Here is a 20435-nt window from a genome sequence, read left to right as displayed (position 1 = left end):
GGGGACACAATGAGAGTTAAATGTGTGATTTGCGATGAATTTAGCGAAATCCCTGATTTTTCACCCCTTGCAAAGAAATTGCGAAATCGGCCAATTCATACGTTTATGTGTGAAACATGCCACGATCGCATATCTGAAAAAACGCATGAACGTTTAAAGACAGGCAAGTTCCGCTTTATTCGGCATACCAGCTTGCAGCAAGATAATTTCTAACTTCATAATAAAAGCTTTTATAAATAGGGTTGTTGCATCTCATGCAACAACTAATGGGAACGTCTAATTTGTAGACGTTCCTTTCTTATTTCGCCAGTTATTAAAGTAATTTATATTGTAATCCTACCAATGTACTTGAAGTTTATTACCAGTGGGGTCGTAAAAGTAGAAATAGGCATGCCCATCATCATCTTTTAGTATATCTTCGACCTTAACTTGATTATCCATTAAGTGTTGATGAAATGTTGATAATTTTGGACTTGTGAAGCCAATACTAAATGCTTCCTCATTATCGATTGTAAAATGCGCATATGTTTCATCTCCAGTCGAAACTAAGATAAGTAAAAATGAACCTTCATTTACTTTGATAACTGCTCGTTCCTCAGTAATATTTAATAACTGGAGTCCTAGTACATCTCTATACCATTGTGCAGAGAGTTCTAAATCTTTGACAGGTAATCTAATATAATGAACTTGTTCAATAAATGACTTCATCGTAGACTATTCTCCTTTATTAATACTTTTACTTATATTAAATAGTTCCCTTACTATATACCTTTTTCCTTCCCCCTATTGAATTAATCTTCTCTTCAAAAGAACAATCCTTACATAAAAAAAAACGATGCCATAAAGGCATCGTTTTTTTATGATGTAGCTTCTTTCTTTTTATCCCGGCGCAATCGCATTCTATAGACAATAAGAACGAGAGCCGCAACAATCAATCCTTCTACCATTGGTAGGAAGAAAGCTAGGAATGTAAGGATGATACATCCAACAAATAAAAATACATAAATTACACCTGTTTGCCAAGGCTTTAGCCCTTCTCTAGCAAAACCAAGGTGGTATACAATCGCTGTTAGCACAAAGATAACAGCAAATAATATATAACCAGCTACAGTGAAATTAGGGGCACCCTCGTAAATATAGCGAGCAACGCCGGACAGGCGCTCAAATACAAAATCGTGTCCATCTGACGTTGCAGTTGTAGATGTAGCAGCCTGTATAAAATTCAGTTTTAATAATAAAGCTGACTTAAACAAGTTCAACATCCTCCTAACTGGCGAATAATAGCTTACTCAGCGTTGCGTAGCTTTTTCGCTGCTTTTTCACGTTCATTTTTATTTAAAATCTGTTTGCGAAGACGAATAGATTCTGGTGTAATTTCTAGATATTCATCGTCATCCAAGAATTCTAATGCTTCTTCAAGCGTTAAGATTCGAGGAGTTTTGATTACGTTTGTTTGGTCTTTTGTTGCAGACCGCACGTTTGTTTTTTGTTTCATTTTTGTAATATTTACTGTGATGTCATTATCACGTGTATTTTGGCCAACGATCATGCCTTCATAGATTTCAGTACCTGGTTCAACGAATAAAATACCACGATCTTCTACTTGCATCATACCATAAGTAGTTGCTTTACCTGTTTCCATTGATACAAGTGCACCATTACGGCGACCACCAACACGACCTGAAGCTACTGGTTGGTAAGAATCAAAAGTATGGTTGATAATACCAAAACCTTTTGTTAATGACATAAATTCAGTTGTATAACCAATCAAACCGCGTGCTGGTACCATGAAGATCAAACGAACTTGTCCGTTGCCTTCATTGACCATATCTTGCATTTCACCTTTACGATCGCCTAATGATTCAATTATAGCACCTACTGAGTCTTCAGGCACGTCAATTTGAACACGTTCTACTGGTTCACATTTAACACCATCAATTTCACGAATAATAACTTTTGGCTTAGATACTTGCAGTTCATAACCTTCACGACGCATGTTTTCTACAAGAATAGATAAGTGAAGTTCACCACGTCCTGAAACAGTCCATGCATCAGGTGAATCTGTTGGTTCAACACGTAAAGAAACGTCAGTTTGTAATTGAGAATTTAAGCGTTCTTCAATTTTACGAGATGTGATCCATTTACCTTCACGTCCTGCAAATGGTGAGTTGTTAACTAAGAACGTCATTTGTAATGTTGGTTCATCAATACGCATTGGAGGAAGCGGTTCTAAGTGGTCTTGAGGACACACTGTTTCACCTACATTGATTTCTTCCATACCGGATACAGCAATCAAATCGCCAGAATATGCTTCTTGGATTTCTTCACGTTTTAAACCGAAGAAACCAAACATTTTTGTTACACGGAAGTTTTTAACTGTGCCGTCCAGTTTTGCTAGTGATACTTGTTGACCAACATGAATAGTACCACGGAATACACGACCAATACCGATACGTCCAACGAAGTCATTATAATCAAGCAATGCTACTTGGAATTGCAATGGTTCATCGCGAGTATCCATTGGTGCTGGGATATGGCGAATAATTTCTTCAAATAAGCATTTCATGTTTTCTTCTTGTTTGCTTGGATCTGGATCTAGTGATGCAGTACCGTTAACACCAGAAGCAAATACTACTGGGAATTCAAGCTGATCTTCATCTGCTCCTAATTCGATCAAAAGATCAATTACTTCGTCCACAACTTCTTCAGGGCGTGCGGAATCTTTATCCACTTTGTTGACTACAACGATTGGCGTTAATTTTTGTTCTAACGCTTTTTTCAATACAAAACGTGTTTGAGGCATACAGCCTTCATATGCATCAACTACTAGTAATACTCCATCAACCATTTTAAGGATACGTTCAACTTCTCCACCGAAGTCAGCGTGTCCTGGTGTGTCAAGGATGTTAATTTTAGTATTCTCGTAGTTTACTGCTGTATTTTTCGCTAAAATTGTAATCCCGCGTTCGCGTTCGATATCATTAGAGTCCATTGCACGTTCTTCCACATGCTCATTTGAACGGAATGTACCTGATTGTTTTAATAATTGGTCGACTAATGTAGTTTTACCATGGTCGACGTGGGCAATAATTGCTATATTTCTGAGATCTTCTCTTAATTTTGTCATTATTCCACTCCACATTCTTTTTTCGAGTCCATAACTGTGCTATTATAGCACAAAAAATTCATTTTGTCTTATTAGCTTTTCCTTTTTATTTTTTTGTGTGAAAGGCTTGCTTAACTCTGTATTTCGTTCGACAATAGACTTATCAAGTTTTTCTTGGAGGTTTAAACATGAAAGCAAAAATTGTGATGGCTATCTTTGCTCTAGCGGGCATTTTAGCGATGTGCTCTATTGGGTATGCGATTGCTGCTGGAAGCACTTTCGGTGCGATCGGTGGAATTGTAGCTGTAATCGTAGTATTTGGCTTAGCGTTCAAAACTAAACGCCAATTTCGTGATCAAGGGCTGTTATAATACTGTAAACTTTCCTTAGAAGGTTTTCCTACCCAGCAATGTGTGGGAAGAAGAGTCTGTAGAGTACCATCCCTTTTTCTATAGTAAAAGAAAAGAAGGATTGTCTGATAAAGTTGTTTAAAACCCAACTTCATTAGACAATCCTTTTCTTATTTTAATTCTATATAGTTTTCCACAATCTCTTTGTGGATGAAGGGATTGGCTATAATAAATGTATCCCGCTCCAGTAAATTTATCGGCTGGTTTTCTAAATTACTTGCAATAGCTCCTACTTCATTTGCGATCATAACGCCACCTGCTATATCCCATGGCGATAACCGCATTGAAAGATAAGCATCCATTCTTCCACTCGCAACAGAGACAATTTCTAAAGCTGCTGAACCATATGATCTTGTCCCTCTTACCTTATGTACAAGCTCAATCATTGGTTCATGCTTGATGCGTTTATTAGGCGTCGCCCATACAGCATTCAAACCAATAATCGCTTTGTCCAATGAAATTTCCTCTAATGCTTTTAATGGCTGATCATTCATGTATGCACCTTGTCCCTCAATCGCATGATATAGGTGATCTCTCATGACATCATATATGTAGCCTAACTTTCCAATTCCATCAACATAAATACCAACCGAAATGGCAAAATTCCGATGCTGACGTACGAAATTCATTGTTCCATCAATAGGATCGATAATCCATACAACTCCATCGAGTGATTGAATTTTCTCGCCCATCCCTTCTTCCCCAATAATTTTATGAGAGGAATTAAAGGTGCGAATTTTTTCGATGAAAAACAATTCAATTTCACGGTCTATATTTGTGACTAAATCATTTGCATCGGCTTTTGTCTCGATTGTCCACTTTTCAGAAAAGGATTGTCTGATTCGATCTCCGGCTTGGAGTATAATTGATTTCGCATACACATCTATCTTAGATAATTCCATAAATCCCCCACCCTACTTTTTAGAAACCTTTTGATTTTTTTATTATAACAAAAAAAACACCTGCTTCTCATATTGATTAGCAAGTGTCACTATGAAGTGAAAGCGGTTATTTCTTTAGGCGAATGCATGGAAAGCCTCCAGTTCCATATGAATTTCCGCTAATCTCGCCTTACTTTCTGACATTTGTTTTGCGTCATTTTTTTGGATGGCGTCATATAATGTAGCCAATTCATAATCCACTTCTAATTGAAGACCTTTAATATATTGCTTCTCAAAATCCACTTTACGTATAATATGCACGACCTGTTTCATGATATCAGCTCCTTTGTACTTTTTATCAATTCACTCTTTTTATGCTAATGACTATAGCAAGATTGGTAAGTGCTTCTACAAGATTTTTTCCCATATTTCGCATAAAATAAACATAAATCTTTACAAAAGGAGAGGAAATAAGTGGCTGTAAAATGGACAACCGATGATTTTGATGTTTTTACTATACCCGGCCTAGAGCAGCGTATGGAAGCTCTAACAGAGCATGTGCGTCCTAAATTTGAAGAGCTTGCAAAAACGTACACTACATACTTTACATCTAAGATAGGTATTGAATTTTATCCGCATATCGCAAGACACGCTAGAAGGAAAGTGAATCCTCCGATTGATAGCTGGGTTGCATTTGCGCCAAATAAACGAGGTTATAAAGCGTTGCCTCACTTTGAGATTGGTCTTTTTGAATCGCACGTTTTTATTATTCTTTGTGCTATTTATGAAGCGCCTACTAAAAAAGCTATTGCAGATAACCTATTAAACAATCTTGAAACTGTTAAGGCACTGCCCCATTCTTTTTTTGTAACCGGCGATCATTTTGATCCTAAAGGGACCTCCCTTAACGAGGCGATTGCAGATGGGACGCTAGAAAAACTGCTTATTCGTTTAAAGGAAGTTAAAAAAGGCGAGTTTTTGATTGGTTTGCAAATACCAAGGGAAGAAGCAATACAACTTTCAGGAGAAGAATTTGAAGAGAAAACAGAAGAAACATTAGAAGAGCTTATGCCAATTTATAGGCTAATGGCTTCCGCCGATTTAACCTAGGTATCAAAGAAGCAATCGATACACTGCAAATTGCAGAAGTTTTCGATTGCTTTTTTTTGCTTAAGTGCGTATTTATATTTGTATCTAGCGACTTTTTTTCTCACCTTTGATGATTGTGCCATTTTCTTTTGTTTTTGTCTGCTTCACAATATCATAACTAACATATCCGCTTTCTTCTTCAAACTCGCGAAAAATAGTTTTTTCTTCTGCCATTGATGGGACTATTTCTTTAAATCTACGGTATTTAGATAAAACTTCTTCTCTTTGTACACCTTTTTCATAAGCTTTCTCTACTGTTTGAAAAAAGGCAATGACGTCTACAATTTCGTTTGTTGACCATTCAATTGAAAATGGGTATGAATATTCCATGCTATTACCTGCCTAACTTTATATAGTGTGTTTTGTTCATTGTAAACGCTGAATAAAGAAAACTGCAACCGTTGTTGTTTATTAGCATATTCCCCGGGAAATGAAATTATTCATGCTTATTGTGTCGATGTGTATCCTGAATTCTTATCAAGACACTTATTAAAACTACATAAAAAAAGATTGCACCAGGAAATCATATACTTTGATTTCCTGGGCAATCCATTCATGTTAGTCTACTTTATTCTCGTGTGCCCGGTCTTTTTTCAGGATTCTAGAGAGTAATTCATATACTAATGGCACAATTAATAGTGTTAAAATAGTCGAACTGATTAATCCACCGATTACCGTTACACCAACGCCTTTTGAAATCAAGCCGCCGCCTTCTGCTCCGATAGCAAGAGGTATTAAAGCACCAATTGTTGCAATAGCTGTCATGAGGATTGGTCGCAAACGAGTTGCTCCTGCTTCAAGTATGGCTTCACGCATGCTTTTGCCTGCATGTTCCATATGAATGATCCGATCGACAAGCACGATGGCATTCGTCACCACTATACCAATCAGCATTAATAAACCGATAAGAGAAGATACACTAATGGTTTCACCAGAAATGTATAGAGCGACTAATGCACCGATCACTGTAAATGGTAATGAGAATAGGATAGCGAATGGCGCTAAACCTTCTCCGAACGTTACCACTAATGTAAAGTAAACGATAGCAATGGCTGCAACAATAGCTAAGCCTAATTGTCCGAAGGCTTCATTCATATCCTCTGCTACCCCACCAGTATCTACTTCTACACTATTTGGCAAATCAAGTTTCTTAATTTCTTTTTCTACCGCTGAAGATGCTTTTGTAACATCTTTGGATGTTACTGTTGCCGTTACATCCGCATAGACTTTACCTTTACTGCGGTTTATTTGATTAGAAGTCGTGCCTTCTTTCACATCAGCTACATCAGAAATTTTCACTTTTTTCCCTAATGGAGAATCAACAGTCTCATTTAAGACATCCTTGAATTCATCAGGAGATGCTGCTTCCTTATGAACATTCACATCGAGTTCTTTACCTTCTCTTGTAACTGTAGTCAATACTTCAGTTTGCGTATTTGGGTTGATCGCCATGGCGATTTGGCCAGTTGTCAGCCCCAATGCTTTCGCTTTATCTTGATCGATCACCAATGTTTTTTCTTCATAGTTTTCAGCAAGCGAAGACTTCGCATCTTTTAGATGATCTTGCTTTTTCATAATGTTCTTGATTTTATTTACTTCTGGTTTAATATCTTCCACTGTATTGCCGTAAACTGAGTAAGAAATTTCATTGCTTGAACCTGTTGATGAAAAGTCTTGGCTCTTCCATTTACCTTCATGGCCGATATTTTCTACTTCTTTAATTAACGATTCTTTTTTATCACCAAAGTTTTGCGTATCTTTGTCATAAATAACATAGACAAGAGCGCCATTGCTGTTACCTGGACTCATTGGATTTGCTCCGCCAACAGAAGATTGTACTGTGTCTACATTTTTCTTCTTCATAGCGACTTTTTCAATATCTTCCACTTTCTCTAGAACTTGGTCACGTGTTTCACCAGGCTTCGGTGTATATGTTAGATATACCATTTTTTGTTCATCATCTGGAAGGAAACTAAACCCTACTAAAGGTGCTAAGAATAAGCTCGCAACTAAAATCACGACTGAAAGAATAGAAGTAATCCATTTATGGTTTAATACCCATTCTAGAATTCGCTTATATCCATTTGCCAACTTGCCGTGCTCTTCTTTTTTCGTCTTTTTCTGACCATACAACTCTTTTTTAAACAATGAGTGTGCCATAACAGGTACAATCGTTACGGCCACAATGAGAGATGCGATTAACGCAAACGCCATCGTTAATCCAAATGGCAAGAATAATTCTCCGACCATGCCGCCCACTAATCCCAACGGCAAGAATACTGCAATTGTTACAATTGTTGAAGACAAGATTGGTTTGAACATTTCCATTGTCGCTTCACGAATCAATGCTCGGCCATGCAGTTTTTCGCCTTCAAGATAAATTCTGCGATAAATATTTTCAATTACAACAATCGAGTCATCAATAACACGCCCAATTGCAACAGTCATCGCGCCTAATGTCATCATATTGAGTGAAATATCCATCTGTTTCAAGACACCTACTGCAATCAATAATGACATCGGGATAGAGATAACTGAGATAATAGTAGAACGAATATTGCGTAGGAACAACATAATGATAATGACAGCGAAAATGGCACCGAATAATGCTTTATCAAGCATTGTTTGGACTGACTCTTCAATTGGCTGTCCTTGGTCAAGTGTAACCTCAATATCCATTCCTTTGTTTTCTTTTTCAAACTTGTTAGAAGCTTTTTTTACATCATTTACTACATTGACTGTATTCGCTTCTTGCGATTTAACAACCTGAACAGCGATTGCATTTTGGCCATTTGTACGTGATACTGACTCTACTTCACCGATCACTTTAATTTTAGCTAATTCGCCTAAATTTACGAATGGCTTTGCAGGAGGTGCTTGTTGCATGCCTTGTGCAGCACTGGCTTGCGAAGCATCACCTTGTGCAGCATCTGCTGGTTGTTGAGCTTGAGATGAATTCCCCATTGATACAGGAATACTTAATTTTTTCAAATCTTTAATAGTTGTCATTTTACCATCAACAACTACAGATTGTTCTTCATCCTTAAATTGGAACATACCTAGCGGAACTTTTGTATCCATTGCTTTCACATATTGCTTAATTGAATCTTCTGTTAAGCCATATTGAGCTAATTTCTTTTGGTCATATGTAAGCTCGACCTTTTCCACTTGTTGCCCGGAAACTGATACTGAGGATACACCGTCAATACCTTCTAGTTTCGGTACAAAGTAATTTTCGGTGGTTTTTGTTAGGTCTGCGATTGACTGATCTTTATTAGCTACACTTAACGCTACGATTGGAAATGCATTAATATTAATGCGATCAACGGTAGGTTTTTGAGCTGTTTCTGGAAGTTCTACTTTCTCAATCGCTTCCTTAATATTACCCACAGCTTCTTTCATATCTGTTCCATACTTGAATTCAATTTGCAGACTAGAAGCATTTTGATAAGAGTTGGAGTAAACAGAAGAAACTCCCTTTAAATGATTGACTGCCTTTTCATAAGGAATAGATATGTCATCAGCTACTTGTTGCGGAGTGGCACCTGGATAAACAGTTGTTACAGTAGCAACAGGCACTGAAATATCCGGTATTGTTTCTAGCTTCATCTTAAGCCCCGAATAAAGGCCTGCAGCTGCTACAATTATGGTCAATAGCCAAACTGCTAGTTTATTTTTCAGCACAAATTTAATAAGCGAATTCATTCATACACCGTCCTTTTTTGACTTACTGGTCACAATTCAATATAATAAATGACTAGCTGGTCAAAAGTCAAATTATAGAAAGAAAGTATCATAGAAAGAGTGAAACAATGTCAAAACGAGACCTAATTATCGAAAAGTCTATGGAAATCTTATCCGAGCGTACCATTTCATCTACGTCTATACAAGATATTACAGCAGCATGCGGAATATCTAAAGGCGCGTTTTATCTTTCTTTTAAATCTAAGGAAGAACTCTTAATTGCAATATTTGAATATATTATTCGAGATATCACAGCAAAGTATCAGGTTCTCTTAAATTTACAAGCGGAACCTAGGGAGAAACTAATACAGTATTTTGTTATTTCTTTTCAATTTGTCGAAAAGAATTATCCTTTTTTAATGGCACACGGTCGTGAGCTGATTAATATTATAGACCCTAATGCCCTGGAAGAAATCATTCAACAGTTCAAGAGAGCGGATTATGTCGCCTTGTTTCTTTTAGATGAGGTATATGGCAATCAAATATCTCAAAACAAATATGACCTTGTCGTATGTATTCAAGGGCTCGTAAAAAGCTATACAGAGATCATTATGAACCCTAAACAACGCGTCGACTATTATGAGATGAGCAAGATACTTGCACACCATATTGATGTATTGGCCACAGCTCCAATTGAGCCGTTAATTACAAAAGAAATGTTTGAGTTAAATCATAAAAAAAGCCGCCATTTGGAAAAAGAAGAGTTACTATCAGAAATTGAAAAGTGCAAAAAGGATATTCTAGATGATGCAGTATTACAAGACACATTCGATTTGCTAACGGAAGAATTGCAGAAGGAATCTCCACGTAAAGCCTTGTTGCTCGGCATGTCATCAAATTTAACTGCAAGCAATGAACTTCGTTGGCTTGCTACATTAATCAAACAATATAGCCATCATATGTATGAAAAAAGCAGGACAAATTAAATTGTCCTGCTTTTTATTATTAGTCTGCGATTAGTAGCCCCATACCATTGCAAGAAGCGTACCAAACACCGTAATTAAACCTACAACTACTGCATAAATAATAGTGACGTAGAGAGATTTTTTGTCATCAGTTTCACCGATATGCATGAATAGTATCAGTTGGACTAGCGCTTGAGCAGCAGCTGTAATCAGCAAGATGGTCATAGCCAATCCATTAGACATACCTTTGAACATAATAACAGTTAACGCAGCGAGTGTTAAAAGAAGAGAACCTACGAACCCTAATACGTGCTCTTTAGGAAAAAGTTCTTTCATATTACAACACTCCTTTCAAGTACACAAAACTGAAGATGAAGATCCATACAACATCAAGGAAGTGCCAATACAGTGAAAAGATAAATGCTTTATTAGCTGTTTTCGCATTCAAGCCATGTCTCTTAATTTGAATAAGGATGGCTGATCCCCATAGGAAACCAAATGTTACGTGGGCACCATGCGTGCCTAATAAAGTCATTAAAGCTGACATAAACGCACTTGTTGTAATTGTTGCACCATCATGAATATATGTTAAGAACTCGTTAATTTCTACGCCAAGGAATACTAAGCCAAGAAGTAACGTAATGATGTAGAATACCATCATCGCTTTCTTACGACCAATACGCATTGCATGAACGCCTAAACCGATTAAGAAACTACTTGTTAACAACACAAATGTTTCTATTAATACTGGTGGCATTTCAAATATTTCTTTACCTGTTGGGCCAGTACCTGTGCGATCTGCTAATGCAAAATAAACACTAAATAATGTCGCGAAAAGAACAATTTCTGCTCCTAAGAATACCCAGAAACCAAAGATTTTCATCTCGTTCTCATGTGTGCGGTATTCAAGTGGGGCTGATGTATTTTCTTTAGACATTATTGTTCACCTCCCAAACGTCTTTCTGTTTCAACAATTTCAGCCACTTCGATGTAATGGCCATCATCTTTTTCAAATGAACGATATGCCAAGAATCCGAGAGTTGCTAGACCAAAGACAATTACTCCAGCCCATACACTAAATACGAAGAAGAAAGCAAACAAGAACATAACACCGGCCATCCACATTGGCGCACTACTATTATTCGGCATATGAATTCGTTCATACTCGCCAGCAGTAATGTCTCTACCTTCTTTTTTCGCAAACCAATATTCATCCAATTGGTTGATTTTTGGTACTACTGCAAAGTTGTACTCTGGAACTGGACTGTGTGTTGCCCATTCAAGTGAACGTGCATCCCAAGGATCTCCAGTTGTTTCACGTGGACTGTGACGGAAGCTGTAGTAGATGTTGTAGCATAGTAAGATAAAGCCTACACCCATCATTAAAGCTCCTAGGAACGATACCATATTCAATGGACCATAGCCTGTGTCAGCTGAATATGTGTACATACGACGCGCATAACCATCTAAACCTAAAATGAATAGTGGGAAGAACGCAATGTTAAATCCTAAAATGATAAACCAGAAAGCAGATTTACCTAATTTTTCATTCAAACGGAAACCAAAGATTTTTGGCCACCAGTAATGGTAACCTGCTAGAACACCAAATACTACCCCAGGAATCAATACATAGTGGAAGTGAGCTACCAAGAACATTGTATTATGGTATTGATAGTCAGCACTTGCCATAGCAAGCATAACCCCTGTTACCCCACCAATTGTAAAGATTGGGATAAACGCTAATGCATAAAGCATTGGAGTCGTAAATTGGATTTTCCCGTGCCTCATCGTCAGAAGCCAGTTAAATATTTTTACACCTGTCGGCACTGCAATCAACATAGTTGTAGTTGAGAAGACGCCGTTAACCATTACACCGTGTCCCATAGTATAGAAGTGATGAGCCCATACCATGAAGGATAGTAACGAGATAATGACCATACTCATAACCATTGATTTATAACCGTAAAGGTTTTTGCGTGCAAATGTCGCGATAATTTCACTGTATATACCGAATGCAGGAAGTATAACAATATATACTTCTGGATGTCCCCATACCCAGAATAGGTTAGCCCACATCATGTCCATACCGCCATCTTGCATTGCGAAGAATTTTGTACCGAACTGGCGATCCAAAGTCATTAATGCTAGCGCTACAGTTAATACAGGGAATGCAAATGTAATAATCACGTTTGTAATCAATGCGGACCAAGTAAACATTGGCATTTTCATTAATTTCATGCCAGGTGCACGCATTTTAAATATAGTTGTAATAAAGTTGATACCTGTCATTAAAGTACCAATACCTGAAATTTGAAGAGCCCAAGCGTAATAGTTATTCCCTACACCTGGATTGAATTCAGTACCTGCCAACGGGAAGTAAGCTGTCCAGCCGGCATTTGGTGAACCCCCGATAACAAATGATACATTCAACAAACCGGCACCTGCTGCAAATAGCCAGAAGCTAAGAGCATTCAGACGTGGAAATGCAACGTCTCGCGCACCAATTTGTAGTGGTACTACAATATTCATCAAACCAATGATGAATGGCATCGCCATGAACAAAATCATGATCAAACCATGTGTAGTAAAGATTTCATTATAGTGTTCGGAGTTTAATAATCCGTTTTCTGGTATAGCAGTTTGAGCACGCATTAATAAAGCATCAATACCGCCTCTAAACAACATGATAAGCGCTACAAAGACGTACATAACGCCAATTTTTTTATGGTCAACAGTAGTTAGCCAGTTTTTATATAACCAGCCCCACTTTTTGAAATAAGTCAAACCTGCGACAACAGCAATAGCTCCTACGATGATACTGATACCAGCCGCTAAAATCATCGGCTCTTTCATCGGAGCGAATAACTCATCAAAACTCATGTGTGTAACTCCTTTCATTCTTTAGAATGATAAATTAATGAGACATATCCATGCCTTCCATATCCTTATCCTTCATATTCTCCATATCGTGTTTTCCATGTTTTCCATGTTCCATTGGAGCTGGTCTAAAGGTTAGGTGAGTAGATGAATAACTTTTACGTCCTACAAAAGAAGTTTTTAATAGCTTATCGAACTCTTTTTCAGTCAATTTAGGTTCTTTCGCTTTTACATCTTTTATCCATTCATCAAAATCTTTTTGTGACATTGCTTGAGCCTCAAACTCCATTTGAGCAAAGCCTTCACCGCTAAAGTTTGAATTTCGGCCCATATAAGAACCTTCTTGGTCAGCAGCTAGGTGAATTTTTGTAAGCATATCACTCATTGCATATTTTTGACCTGCTAATTGCGGAATCCAAAAACTTGTAATCGGACCGAATGAATATAACCTAAATTCAATTGGTCGGTCTGTCGGGATGTTCACATAATTTACAGTTTCAACACCTTGTTCTGGATAGCTAAAGTGCCATTTCCAGTTTGAAGAAGATGCATATATAACGAGCGGTTCTTTATTACCATAACCCTCTGGTTTCTTTTCAACTTTTGATGTTGTAAACACTGTTACAATCGCAAGTGCTGTAACAATAAGGATTGGTATTACTGTCCAAACAACTTCCAGTACTTTGCTGCCCTCTTCGTGCGGCGGCTCATAATCTGGCGCTTGTTTTGACGCACGATATTTTGAAAGCATGTTAATCAAAAGAACATATACGACTAATAGAATGACAAGCATTACGATAATCGACATTATGATTGTGTTTGACAACGTTCTTGCATTAGGACCTTTTGGATCAAAGATCATCAAAGGCTGACATCCGGATAAAACAAGTGTCAAGAATGCCATAACAAAAGGTAAGATTAACACTTTTTTCTTCATAATTTTACTCCCTTCTCAAGAAAACAAATAAAAACATTATAAAGTGTTTTAATGAATTGTTGGTCCCTTCTAGAAACTAATTTCTACAAGCTTTCCTTTTATAATTGAAAAAACATAAAAGTAAAAGTATAAAACTACTTGTTGAGACTTTTTTACATTTCCACTTTATATATAGTAGAAAATAACAACAGCAATTTTAATTCACCTTACTTCCCTATAAATTCAATCATTCTTTTCTTGATTCATATGAATTATACTCCAACCGATTTTTATTAAAAGAAAAAAGCACTCATTATCACAATTCATTCAAGGATTTTTGAACGTTGTGTGTATTAACTTTGAACAAAATGTGTACGAAGAAAAAAACTAAAATATAGTTCTAAAAAAGGAAAGTTTTTGATGCTTTTTTGCTTTAAATTGAATGCAAAAATTAAAATTTTACAAAAAATAAAACCCACCAAAGGATGGAATCTTTGATGAGTTTTTACTTTTAAAGAGCAGGTGCAGCTCCACCATCTATATTAACGGCAGTACCGCTTACATATGACGCTGCATCTGAAGCTAAGAATGTAATCACATTTGCTGCTTCAACAGTGTCCCCAATCCTGCCAAGCGGAATGGATTTCCCCACTTCTTTTGAGTATTCTTCCCAAGATAGCTGTGGTGATTCATGTTTCCACTTTTCTTCTATTTGCGCACTGCGAATTAATCCAATGCAGACAGTATTGACCCTTATGTTTAATGAGCCTACATCTTTGCTCATCGCATTTGTAAGTGCCATTCCAGCTGCACGGCTTACAGTAGTTGGCAGTGAAGATGCTGGAGGAGTTTTCCCTAAAACGGCAGTAACATTTACAATTGATCCTCCACCTGCCGCTTCCATATGTGGAATCGCTGCCTTTGCCGTATAAATTGCGCCAAATAACTTTAAATTCAAATCGCTTTTCCAAAAGTCTGTATCTACATCTAAAAATGAATGAGCAGCTGAAGTACCCGCATTATTAACTAAAATATTAATTTTTCCATATTTCTGTATGGTTTGCTCGATCAGGTTTTGGCAATCTTTTTCATTCGTAACATCTGCGACAACAGCAAATGCCTCTTTTCCTGTCGATTCTTTTATTTCTTTTATCGCTTCATCGAGAGAAGTTGCAGTACGCGCACATATTACTACTTCTGCTCCCTCTTCAACTAATTTTTTTGCTGTAGCGAGTCCAATACCTTTGCTGCCTCCCGTTACAATCGCTACTTTATCTCTTAATTTTAAATCCATTAACAGCACTCCCTTTTTATAATTCATGCACTCTTTAACTTTACCTTCTCCTACGTCTTTCAAACATTTTTATGCAGTGAATGCAGGATTTATTAAAGCATCATTAAGAAGTATAGGGTAGGAGACTAACAAGCAACTACATTCGATTTATGACCAGTTTGAAATAAAAAGGGCTGTAGGCAAACTCAAAAGTTTGAGTTTGATTACAGCCCATTCTCTTAATTAATCTATTAAGAGATTTAGATAAGGATAGATTATTTTTTTGCAATAATATGGATTGGGTTACCAAGCGCTACTTCAGCTGTTTCCATAGTAATTTCGCCTAAAGTTGGGTGTGCGTGAATAGTCATCGCCACATCCTCAAGCGTCATACCTGCTTCAATCGCTAAACCAATTTCAGCAATCATATCAGAAGCGCCAGAACCAACGATTTGGCCACCTAATAGCAGGCCATCTTCTTTGCGTGCAACTAATTTCACAAAGCCTTCTGTTTCATTTAATGCTAATGCACGACCGTTTGCAGCGAATGGGAATTTGCCAGTTGAAACTTCAAATCCTTCTTCTTTTGCTTGGTCTTCAGATAAACCAACAGTAGCCATTTCTGGATCTGTAAAGCATACAGCAGGAATTGCTAAATAATCGACAACAGATTTTTCGCCAGCGATTGCTTCTGCAGCCACTTTACCTTCATAAGATGCTTTATGAGCAAGTTGTGGTCCAGCAACGATATCACCAATTGCATAGATATTTGGAACGTTTGTGCGGCATTGTTTGTCAACTTTAATTAAACCGCGTTCGCCAAATTCAATTCCCACTTCTTCTAAGCCCATTTCATCCGTATTCGGACGACGACCAACAGTTACAAGTACGTAATCTGCTTCTACTGATTTAGCTTCACCATTTACTTCATATTTAACAGTTACGCCTGTTTCAGTTTCTTCAACACCTTGTGCTAAAGCATTTGTTTCGATTGTAACGCCTTTTTTCTTAAGACCTTTTTTCACAATAGTAGTCATTTGCTTTTCGAAGCCAGCAAGAATATCTTTACCACCTTCAAGAATTGTTACTTCAGCACCTAGGTTTGCATAAGCAGAACCTAATTCTGTACCAATGTAACCGCCGCCAATAACAACTAGTTTGCTAGGAACTTCTTCTAGGTTAAGCGCGCCTGTCGAATTTAAGACGCGTTTTGAGAATTTAAAAGTTGGAATTTCAACTGGACGAGAGCCAGTTGCAATAATTACGTTTTTAAAGTTGTATGTTTGTGCAGAGTTTTCTGTGATAACGCGTAATGAGTTAGCATCATGTAAATATGCTTCGCCTTTTACCACTTCAATATTGTTGCCTTTAAGCAAACCAGAGACGCCGCCAGTTAATTTTTTAACTACAGAATCTTTAAATTCTTGCGCTTTTTTGAAGTCTAATTTCACTTCTGAAGCAACGATTCCCATATCATCGGAATGTTTAGCTTTTTCGAAGCGGTGACCTACAGAGATTAATGCTTTAGATGGGATACAACCTACGTTTAAGCATACACCACCAACATTTTCACGTTCAATTACTGTCACTTTTTGTCCAGTTTGTGCTGCACGGATTGCTGCAACATATCCACCAGGGCCTGCGCCAATGACAATTGTGTCTGTTTCGATTGGAAAATCTCCTACTACCATTTTTTACGCCTCCATTAATAATAATTCTGGTTCGCTTAACAAGCGTTTAATATGATTTAACGCATGTTGAGCAGTCGCACCATCAATCATACGATGATCAAAGCTCAATGATAATGCTAACACAGGTGCAGCTACAATTTCACCATTTTTTATTACAGGTTTTTCTGCAATTCGCCCAATTCCTAGAATTGCGACTTCTGGGTGATTAATCACAGGAGTGAACCATTGTCCGCCAGCTGAGCCGATATTTGTAATAGAGCATGATGCGCCTTTCATTTCGTTTGGCGCTAGTTTTCCTTCACGAGCTTTTGTTGCTAACTCGTTAATTTCATTTGACACTGCAAATACAGATTTGCGATCAGCATGTTTAATAACAGGAACAAGCAAGCCTTTTTCTGTATCGGCTGCAATTCCTATATTGTAATAATGTTTTTGGATAATTTCTTGTGTTGCATCATCTAATGAACGGTTGAAATCAGGGAACTCACGCAATGTGCTGACTAAAGCTTTTACCACATAAGGAAGGTATGTTAATTTAATACCTTTTTCAGCTGCAGCTTCTTTGAATTTCTTGCGATGTGCCACTAATTCAGTCACATCTACTTCATCCATCAGCGTTACATGTGGAGCTGTTTGTTTAGAATGCACCATTGCTTTTGCAATTGCACGACGAATACCTGACATTTTTTCACGTGTTTCTGGGAAATCACCTTCAGGAATTGCCGGTGTTTTGCTTGTTTCTTGTACTGATTCTTGGCTTGTTGTTGCTTCAACAACTTCAGCTTTTTCTGTTGCTGGTGCAGCTTTACCGTTTTTAAATGCTTCAATGTCTTCTTTTAATACACGGCCATTTTTACCAGAACCTGAAACTTGTTTAATGTCTACGCCGTTTTCACGTGCAAATTTACGGACAGATGGCATTGCGATAACACGTGCATTGCCTACTGTTTCTTCTGGCTCTTCTCCTGCTGGAGGAGTTGCTGTTTTTGGCTCTTCTTCTTTAACAGCTGGTTCTTTTTCGACTTCTTTGCCTGATTCAGCAGTTGCTTGGACTTGCGCTTCTGTTTCTTCTTCTGCGTCTTCATCTTTATGGCCATGAAGTTCTAATTCTTCATATCCTGGTGCGTCAATTTCAAGCAATACAGTACCAACAGTTGTCAATGTACCCTCTTCAACTAGCACTTTTTCAATTGTTCCTTCTACCGGAGATGGAATTTCAACAACAGCTTTGTCGTTTTGCACTTCTGCCAATATTGTATCTTCTTCGATTTTATCGCCCGGTTTTACAAACCATTTGACGATTTCTCCTTCATGGATACCTTCACCAATATCTGGTAATCGGAATTTATATGCCATTTTAAGTCACCACTCCTTTTTAGAATTCTAAAACTTTTTTAGCTGTAGCTATAATGTCTTTTGAATTTGGCAACCACACAGCTTCAGCTTGTGGGAACGGATATACAGTGTCAGGTGCTGTAACGCGAAGTACGGGTGCTTCAAGACTTAAAATAGCGCGTTCCGTAATTTCACTAACTACATTCGCTGCAATACCTGCTTGTTTTTGTGCCTCTTGGACAACGATTGCACGGCCTGTTTTTTCTACAGATGCAATGATTGTTTCGATATCCAATGGTTGAATTGTTCGTAAATCAACTACTTCAACAGAGTAGTTTTCTTTTTCTAATGCTTCTGCTGCTTTTAAAGATTCATGAACCATAGCGCCATAAGCAAAAATAGAAAGATCTTTACCTTCGCGTTTTACATCTGCTTTACCTAGAGGAATAGTGTAAGACTCCTCTGGTACTTCTTCACGGAATGAGCGGTATAGTTTTAAATGTTCTAAGAAAACAACGGGATCATTGTCGCGAATAGACGAAATTAAAAGCCCTTTAGCATCATATGGAGTAGAAGGAACAACCACTTTAAGACCTGGTTGAGAAGCGACTAATCCTTCTAAGCTGTCTGAGTGCATTTCTGGTGTATGAACACCGCCGCCAAATGGAGAACGGATTGTAACAGGTGCATTTAGGCTGCCACCAGAACGATAGCGCATACGTGCTAATTGACCGCTGATTGAATCCATTACTTCATAGACGAAACCGAAGAATTGAATTTCAGGAACAGGGCGATATCCTTGTAAAGCTAGACCGATTGAAAGACCGCCAATACCTGATTCTGCTAGTGGTGTATCAAAAACTCGATCCTCGCCAAACTCTTTTTGAAGACCTTCTGTTGCACGGAAAACCCCTCCGTTGACACCAACGTCTTCACCGAATACTAGCACGTTTTCGTCATCTTTTAGTTCACAACGAAGTGCATCTGTAATTGCTTGAATCATTGTCATTTGTGCCATCGGTTACTTCGACTCCTTTTGCGCGTAGATTTCATATTGTTCTTTAAGATTTGCTGGCATTTCTTCATTCATAATATTAATTAAGTCTGTTACTTTTTGTTTTGGCGCTTCATCCGCTTTTTTGATTGCTGCTTTGATTTCTTCTTTTGCTTTTTCGATTACTTCAGCTTCTTTTTCTTCGCTCCATAAACCTTTTTCAGTCAAGTACTTACGGAAACGAACGATTGGGTCTTTCTTTTCCCATTTTGAATCTGTATCTGATGTACGGTAACGAGTAGGGTCATCGCCTGCCATTGTATGTGGGCCATATCGATAACAAATTGTTTCAATAAGTGATGGACCTTCTCCTGCTACAGCACGTTTACGCGCATCGCGTGTCGCCACGTATACAGCTAGTGGATCCATACCATCTACTTGGATGCTTGGAAGTCCTGCTGCAATCCCTTTTTGAGCAATTGTAGAAGCAGCTGTTTGTAGTTCACGTGGTGTAGAAATAGCATATTGGTTGTTTTGTACGATAAATATAGCAGGTGATTTAAATGCCCCTGCAAAGTTAATACCTTCGTAGAAATCACCTTGTGAAGAACCACCGTCACCTGTGTAAGTTACAGCTACTGCTTTTTTACCTCGTTTTTGCATGCCAAGTGCAACACCTGCAGTTTGCACGTATTGAGCACCAATGATGATTTGTGGAGCTAAAATGTTTACACCTTCAGGAACTTGGCCGCCAACGAAATGTCCGCGTGACCATAAGAATGCTTTCCATAAAGGAAGGCCATGCCAAACGATTTGCGGCACATCGCGATATCCAGGCAAGATATAGTCTTCTTTTTCAAGTGCATAGTGGGAAGCAATTTGAGAAGCTTCTTGACCAGCAGTTGGTGCGTAGAAGCCTAAACGTCCTTGGCGATTTAATGAAATAGAACGTTGGTCAAGTATACGTGTAAAGACCATTCTGCTCATTAATTCAACTAGTTCTTCATCAGAAAGATTAGGATTAGCGCTTTCGTTAACGATTTCCCCTTCTTCATTCAAAATCTGGAACATTTCAAACTTTTCTTCAATTTCGTGCAAATTTGCTACAGGATCAAATTGTTGTCCTTTTTTTGAAGCCATGTTCTCACATCTCC

Annotated in this window: 20 protein-coding genes; 4 read left to right on the top strand and 16 right to left on the bottom strand. The window is 37.9% G+C overall.

Features of this window, described 5'->3' with window-relative positions:
• Nucleotides 1-9: 9 nt before the first annotated feature.
• Complete coding sequence (locus AC6CHJ_RS03350) at nt 10-213, top strand: YlaI family protein (protein WP_066785092.1); 204 nt, start codon at nt 10-12, stop codon at nt 211-213.
• 123 nt (nt 214-336) lie between these two features.
• Here AC6CHJ_RS03350 and AC6CHJ_RS03345 read toward each other — a convergent pair whose 3' ends face one another.
• The 3 genes from AC6CHJ_RS03345 to typA form a co-directional block, all read right to left on the bottom strand.
• Entirely contained in the window at nt 337-708 is a 372-nt protein-coding gene (locus tag AC6CHJ_RS03345; RefSeq protein ID WP_498287279.1) for a VOC family protein, read from the bottom strand.
• A gap of 149 nt (nt 709-857) precedes the next feature.
• The gene (locus tag AC6CHJ_RS03340; protein ID WP_371859432.1) at nt 858-1253 is read right to left on the bottom strand and encodes a YlaH-like family protein; all 396 of its coding nucleotides are present in this window, start codon (nt 1251-1253) and stop codon (nt 858-860) included.
• Between the two features lie 32 nt (nt 1254-1285).
• Complete coding sequence (gene typA, locus AC6CHJ_RS03335) at nt 1286-3127, bottom strand: translational GTPase TypA (RefSeq protein WP_147194336.1); 1842 nt, start codon at nt 3125-3127, stop codon at nt 1286-1288.
• Between the two features lie 167 nt (nt 3128-3294).
• Here typA and AC6CHJ_RS03330 point away from each other — a divergent pair, with 167 nt between their 5' ends.
• Entirely contained in the window at nt 3295-3477 is a 183-nt protein-coding gene (locus tag AC6CHJ_RS03330) for a DUF5325 family protein (RefSeq protein WP_147194339.1), read from the top strand.
• A 149-nt stretch (nt 3478-3626) separates the two neighbouring features.
• Here the strand turns inward: AC6CHJ_RS03330 and AC6CHJ_RS03325 are convergent, their stop codons facing one another.
• Complete coding sequence (locus AC6CHJ_RS03325) at nt 3627-4418, bottom strand: inositol monophosphatase family protein (protein WP_147194342.1); 792 nt, start codon at nt 4416-4418, stop codon at nt 3627-3629.
• A gap of 114 nt (nt 4419-4532) precedes the next feature.
• Nucleotides 4533-4730, bottom strand: coding sequence for a YkzI domain-containing protein (locus AC6CHJ_RS03320; RefSeq protein ID WP_066785078.1), 198 nt, complete (start codon nt 4728-4730; stop codon nt 4533-4535).
• A gap of 141 nt (nt 4731-4871) precedes the next feature.
• On the opposite strand from AC6CHJ_RS03320, the gene AC6CHJ_RS03315 reads away from it, so the two are divergent.
• The gene (locus tag AC6CHJ_RS03315) at nt 4872-5507 is read left to right on the top strand and encodes a YktB family protein (RefSeq protein WP_498287277.1); all 636 of its coding nucleotides are present in this window, start codon (nt 4872-4874) and stop codon (nt 5505-5507) included.
• Nucleotides 5508-5591: 84 nt separating this feature from the next.
• On the opposite strand, the gene AC6CHJ_RS03310 is transcribed toward AC6CHJ_RS03315, so the two are convergent.
• The gene (locus AC6CHJ_RS03310; protein WP_147194348.1) at nt 5592-5876 is read right to left on the bottom strand and encodes a UPF0223 family protein; all 285 of its coding nucleotides are present in this window, start codon (nt 5874-5876) and stop codon (nt 5592-5594) included.
• Between the two features lie 228 nt (nt 5877-6104).
• Nucleotides 6105-9251 (bottom strand): efflux RND transporter permease subunit, encoded by a 3147-nt coding sequence (locus tag AC6CHJ_RS03305; RefSeq protein WP_498287276.1) that lies wholly within the window; start codon nt 9249-9251, stop codon nt 6105-6107.
• Between the two features lie 107 nt (nt 9252-9358).
• Between AC6CHJ_RS03305 and AC6CHJ_RS03300 the strand changes: the two genes are divergently transcribed.
• Complete coding sequence (locus AC6CHJ_RS03300) at nt 9359-10216, top strand: TetR/AcrR family transcriptional regulator (RefSeq protein WP_147194354.1); 858 nt, start codon at nt 9359-9361, stop codon at nt 10214-10216.
• Nucleotides 10217-10246: 30 nt separating this feature from the next.
• On the opposite strand, the gene qoxD is transcribed toward AC6CHJ_RS03300, so the two are convergent.
• The 9 genes from qoxD to pdhA form a co-directional block, all read right to left on the bottom strand.
• Nucleotides 10247-10531: a cytochrome aa3 quinol oxidase subunit IV gene (gene qoxD / locus AC6CHJ_RS03295; RefSeq protein ID WP_147194357.1), complete on the bottom strand. Its 285-nt coding sequence runs from the start codon at nt 10529-10531 to the stop codon at nt 10247-10249.
• A gap of 1 nt (nt 10532) precedes the next feature.
• On the bottom strand, nt 10533-11132 hold the full coding sequence (gene qoxC / locus AC6CHJ_RS03290; protein ID WP_066785060.1) for a cytochrome aa3 quinol oxidase subunit III: 600 nt from the start codon (nt 11130-11132) through the stop codon (nt 10533-10535).
• Entirely contained in the window at nt 11132-13075 is a 1944-nt protein-coding gene (gene qoxB / locus AC6CHJ_RS03285; RefSeq protein WP_066785056.1) for a cytochrome aa3 quinol oxidase subunit I, read from the bottom strand. The genes qoxC and qoxB overlap by 1 nt, the downstream gene beginning before the upstream one ends.
• A gap of 34 nt (nt 13076-13109) precedes the next feature.
• A complete protein-coding gene (gene qoxA / locus AC6CHJ_RS03280) occupies nt 13110-14009 on the bottom strand; it encodes a cytochrome aa3 quinol oxidase subunit II (protein ID WP_147194359.1) in 900 nt (299 codons plus the stop codon).
• A 490-nt stretch (nt 14010-14499) separates the two neighbouring features.
• Complete coding sequence (locus AC6CHJ_RS03275; RefSeq protein WP_498287273.1) at nt 14500-15282, bottom strand: SDR family NAD(P)-dependent oxidoreductase; 783 nt, start codon at nt 15280-15282, stop codon at nt 14500-14502.
• 254 nt (nt 15283-15536) lie between these two features.
• A complete protein-coding gene (lpdA, locus tag AC6CHJ_RS03270; protein WP_066785047.1) occupies nt 15537-16952 on the bottom strand; it encodes a dihydrolipoyl dehydrogenase in 1416 nt (471 codons plus the stop codon).
• Nucleotides 16953-16955: 3 nt separating this feature from the next.
• Nucleotides 16956-18308 (bottom strand): dihydrolipoamide acetyltransferase family protein, encoded by a 1353-nt coding sequence (locus AC6CHJ_RS03265; RefSeq protein WP_147194365.1) that lies wholly within the window; start codon nt 18306-18308, stop codon nt 16956-16958.
• A gap of 19 nt (nt 18309-18327) precedes the next feature.
• Nucleotides 18328-19305, bottom strand: coding sequence for an alpha-ketoacid dehydrogenase subunit beta (locus AC6CHJ_RS03260; protein WP_066785040.1), 978 nt, complete (start codon nt 19303-19305; stop codon nt 18328-18330).
• A 3-nt stretch (nt 19306-19308) separates the two neighbouring features.
• Nucleotides 19309-20421, bottom strand: coding sequence for a pyruvate dehydrogenase (acetyl-transferring) E1 component subunit alpha (gene pdhA, locus AC6CHJ_RS03255; protein WP_147194368.1), 1113 nt, complete (start codon nt 20419-20421; stop codon nt 19309-19311).
• Between the last annotated feature and the right edge of the window lie 14 nt (nt 20422-20435).

Source organism: Rummeliibacillus sp. GQ308 (assembly GCF_059759115.1).
The sequence above is the reverse complement of the archived record's forward strand: the minus strand, read 5'-3'. Positions and strand labels throughout refer to the sequence as shown.

Coding starts and splice junctions, on each gene's coding strand:
- AC6CHJ_RS03350 (WP_066785092.1), top strand. CDS start 10: ATGAGAGTTAAATGTGTGATTTGCGATGAATTTAGCGAAATCCCTGAT.
- AC6CHJ_RS03345 (WP_498287279.1), bottom strand. CDS start 708: ATGAAGTCATTTATTGAACAAGTTCATTATATTAGATTACCTGTCAAA.
- typA (WP_147194336.1), bottom strand. CDS start 3,127: ATGACAAAATTAAGAGAAGATCTCAGAAATATAGCAATTATTGCCCAC.
- AC6CHJ_RS03330 (WP_147194339.1), top strand. CDS start 3,295: ATGAAAGCAAAAATTGTGATGGCTATCTTTGCTCTAGCGGGCATTTTA.
- AC6CHJ_RS03325 (WP_147194342.1), bottom strand. CDS start 4,418: ATGGAATTATCTAAGATAGATGTGTATGCGAAATCAATTATACTCCAA.
- AC6CHJ_RS03320 (WP_066785078.1), bottom strand. CDS start 4,730: ATGAAACAGGTCGTGCATATTATACGTAAAGTGGATTTTGAGAAGCAA.
- AC6CHJ_RS03310 (WP_147194348.1), bottom strand. CDS start 5,876: ATGGAATATTCATACCCATTTTCAATTGAATGGTCAACAAACGAAATT.
- AC6CHJ_RS03305 (WP_498287276.1), bottom strand. CDS start 9,251: ATGAATTCGCTTATTAAATTTGTGCTGAAAAATAAACTAGCAGTTTGG.
- AC6CHJ_RS03300 (WP_147194354.1), top strand. CDS start 9,359: ATGTCAAAACGAGACCTAATTATCGAAAAGTCTATGGAAATCTTATCC.
- qoxD (WP_147194357.1), bottom strand. CDS start 10,531: ATGAAAGAACTTTTTCCTAAAGAGCACGTATTAGGGTTCGTAGGTTCT.
- qoxC (WP_066785060.1), bottom strand. CDS start 11,132: ATGTCTAAAGAAAATACATCAGCCCCACTTGAATACCGCACACATGAG.
- qoxB (WP_066785056.1), bottom strand. CDS start 13,075: ATGAGTTTTGATGAGTTATTCGCTCCGATGAAAGAGCCGATGATTTTA.
- qoxA (WP_147194359.1), bottom strand. CDS start 14,009: ATGAAGAAAAAAGTGTTAATCTTACCTTTTGTTATGGCATTCTTGACA.
- AC6CHJ_RS03275 (WP_498287273.1), bottom strand. CDS start 15,282: ATGGATTTAAAATTAAGAGATAAAGTAGCGATTGTAACGGGAGGCAGC.
- lpdA (WP_066785047.1), bottom strand. CDS start 16,952: ATGGTAGTAGGAGATTTTCCAATCGAAACAGACACAATTGTCATTGGC.
- AC6CHJ_RS03265 (WP_147194365.1), bottom strand. CDS start 18,308: ATGGCATATAAATTCCGATTACCAGATATTGGTGAAGGTATCCATGAA.
- AC6CHJ_RS03260 (WP_066785040.1), bottom strand. CDS start 19,305: ATGGCACAAATGACAATGATTCAAGCAATTACAGATGCACTTCGTTGT.
- pdhA (WP_147194368.1), bottom strand. CDS start 20,421: ATGGCTTCAAAAAAAGGACAACAATTTGATCCTGTAGCAAATTTGCAC.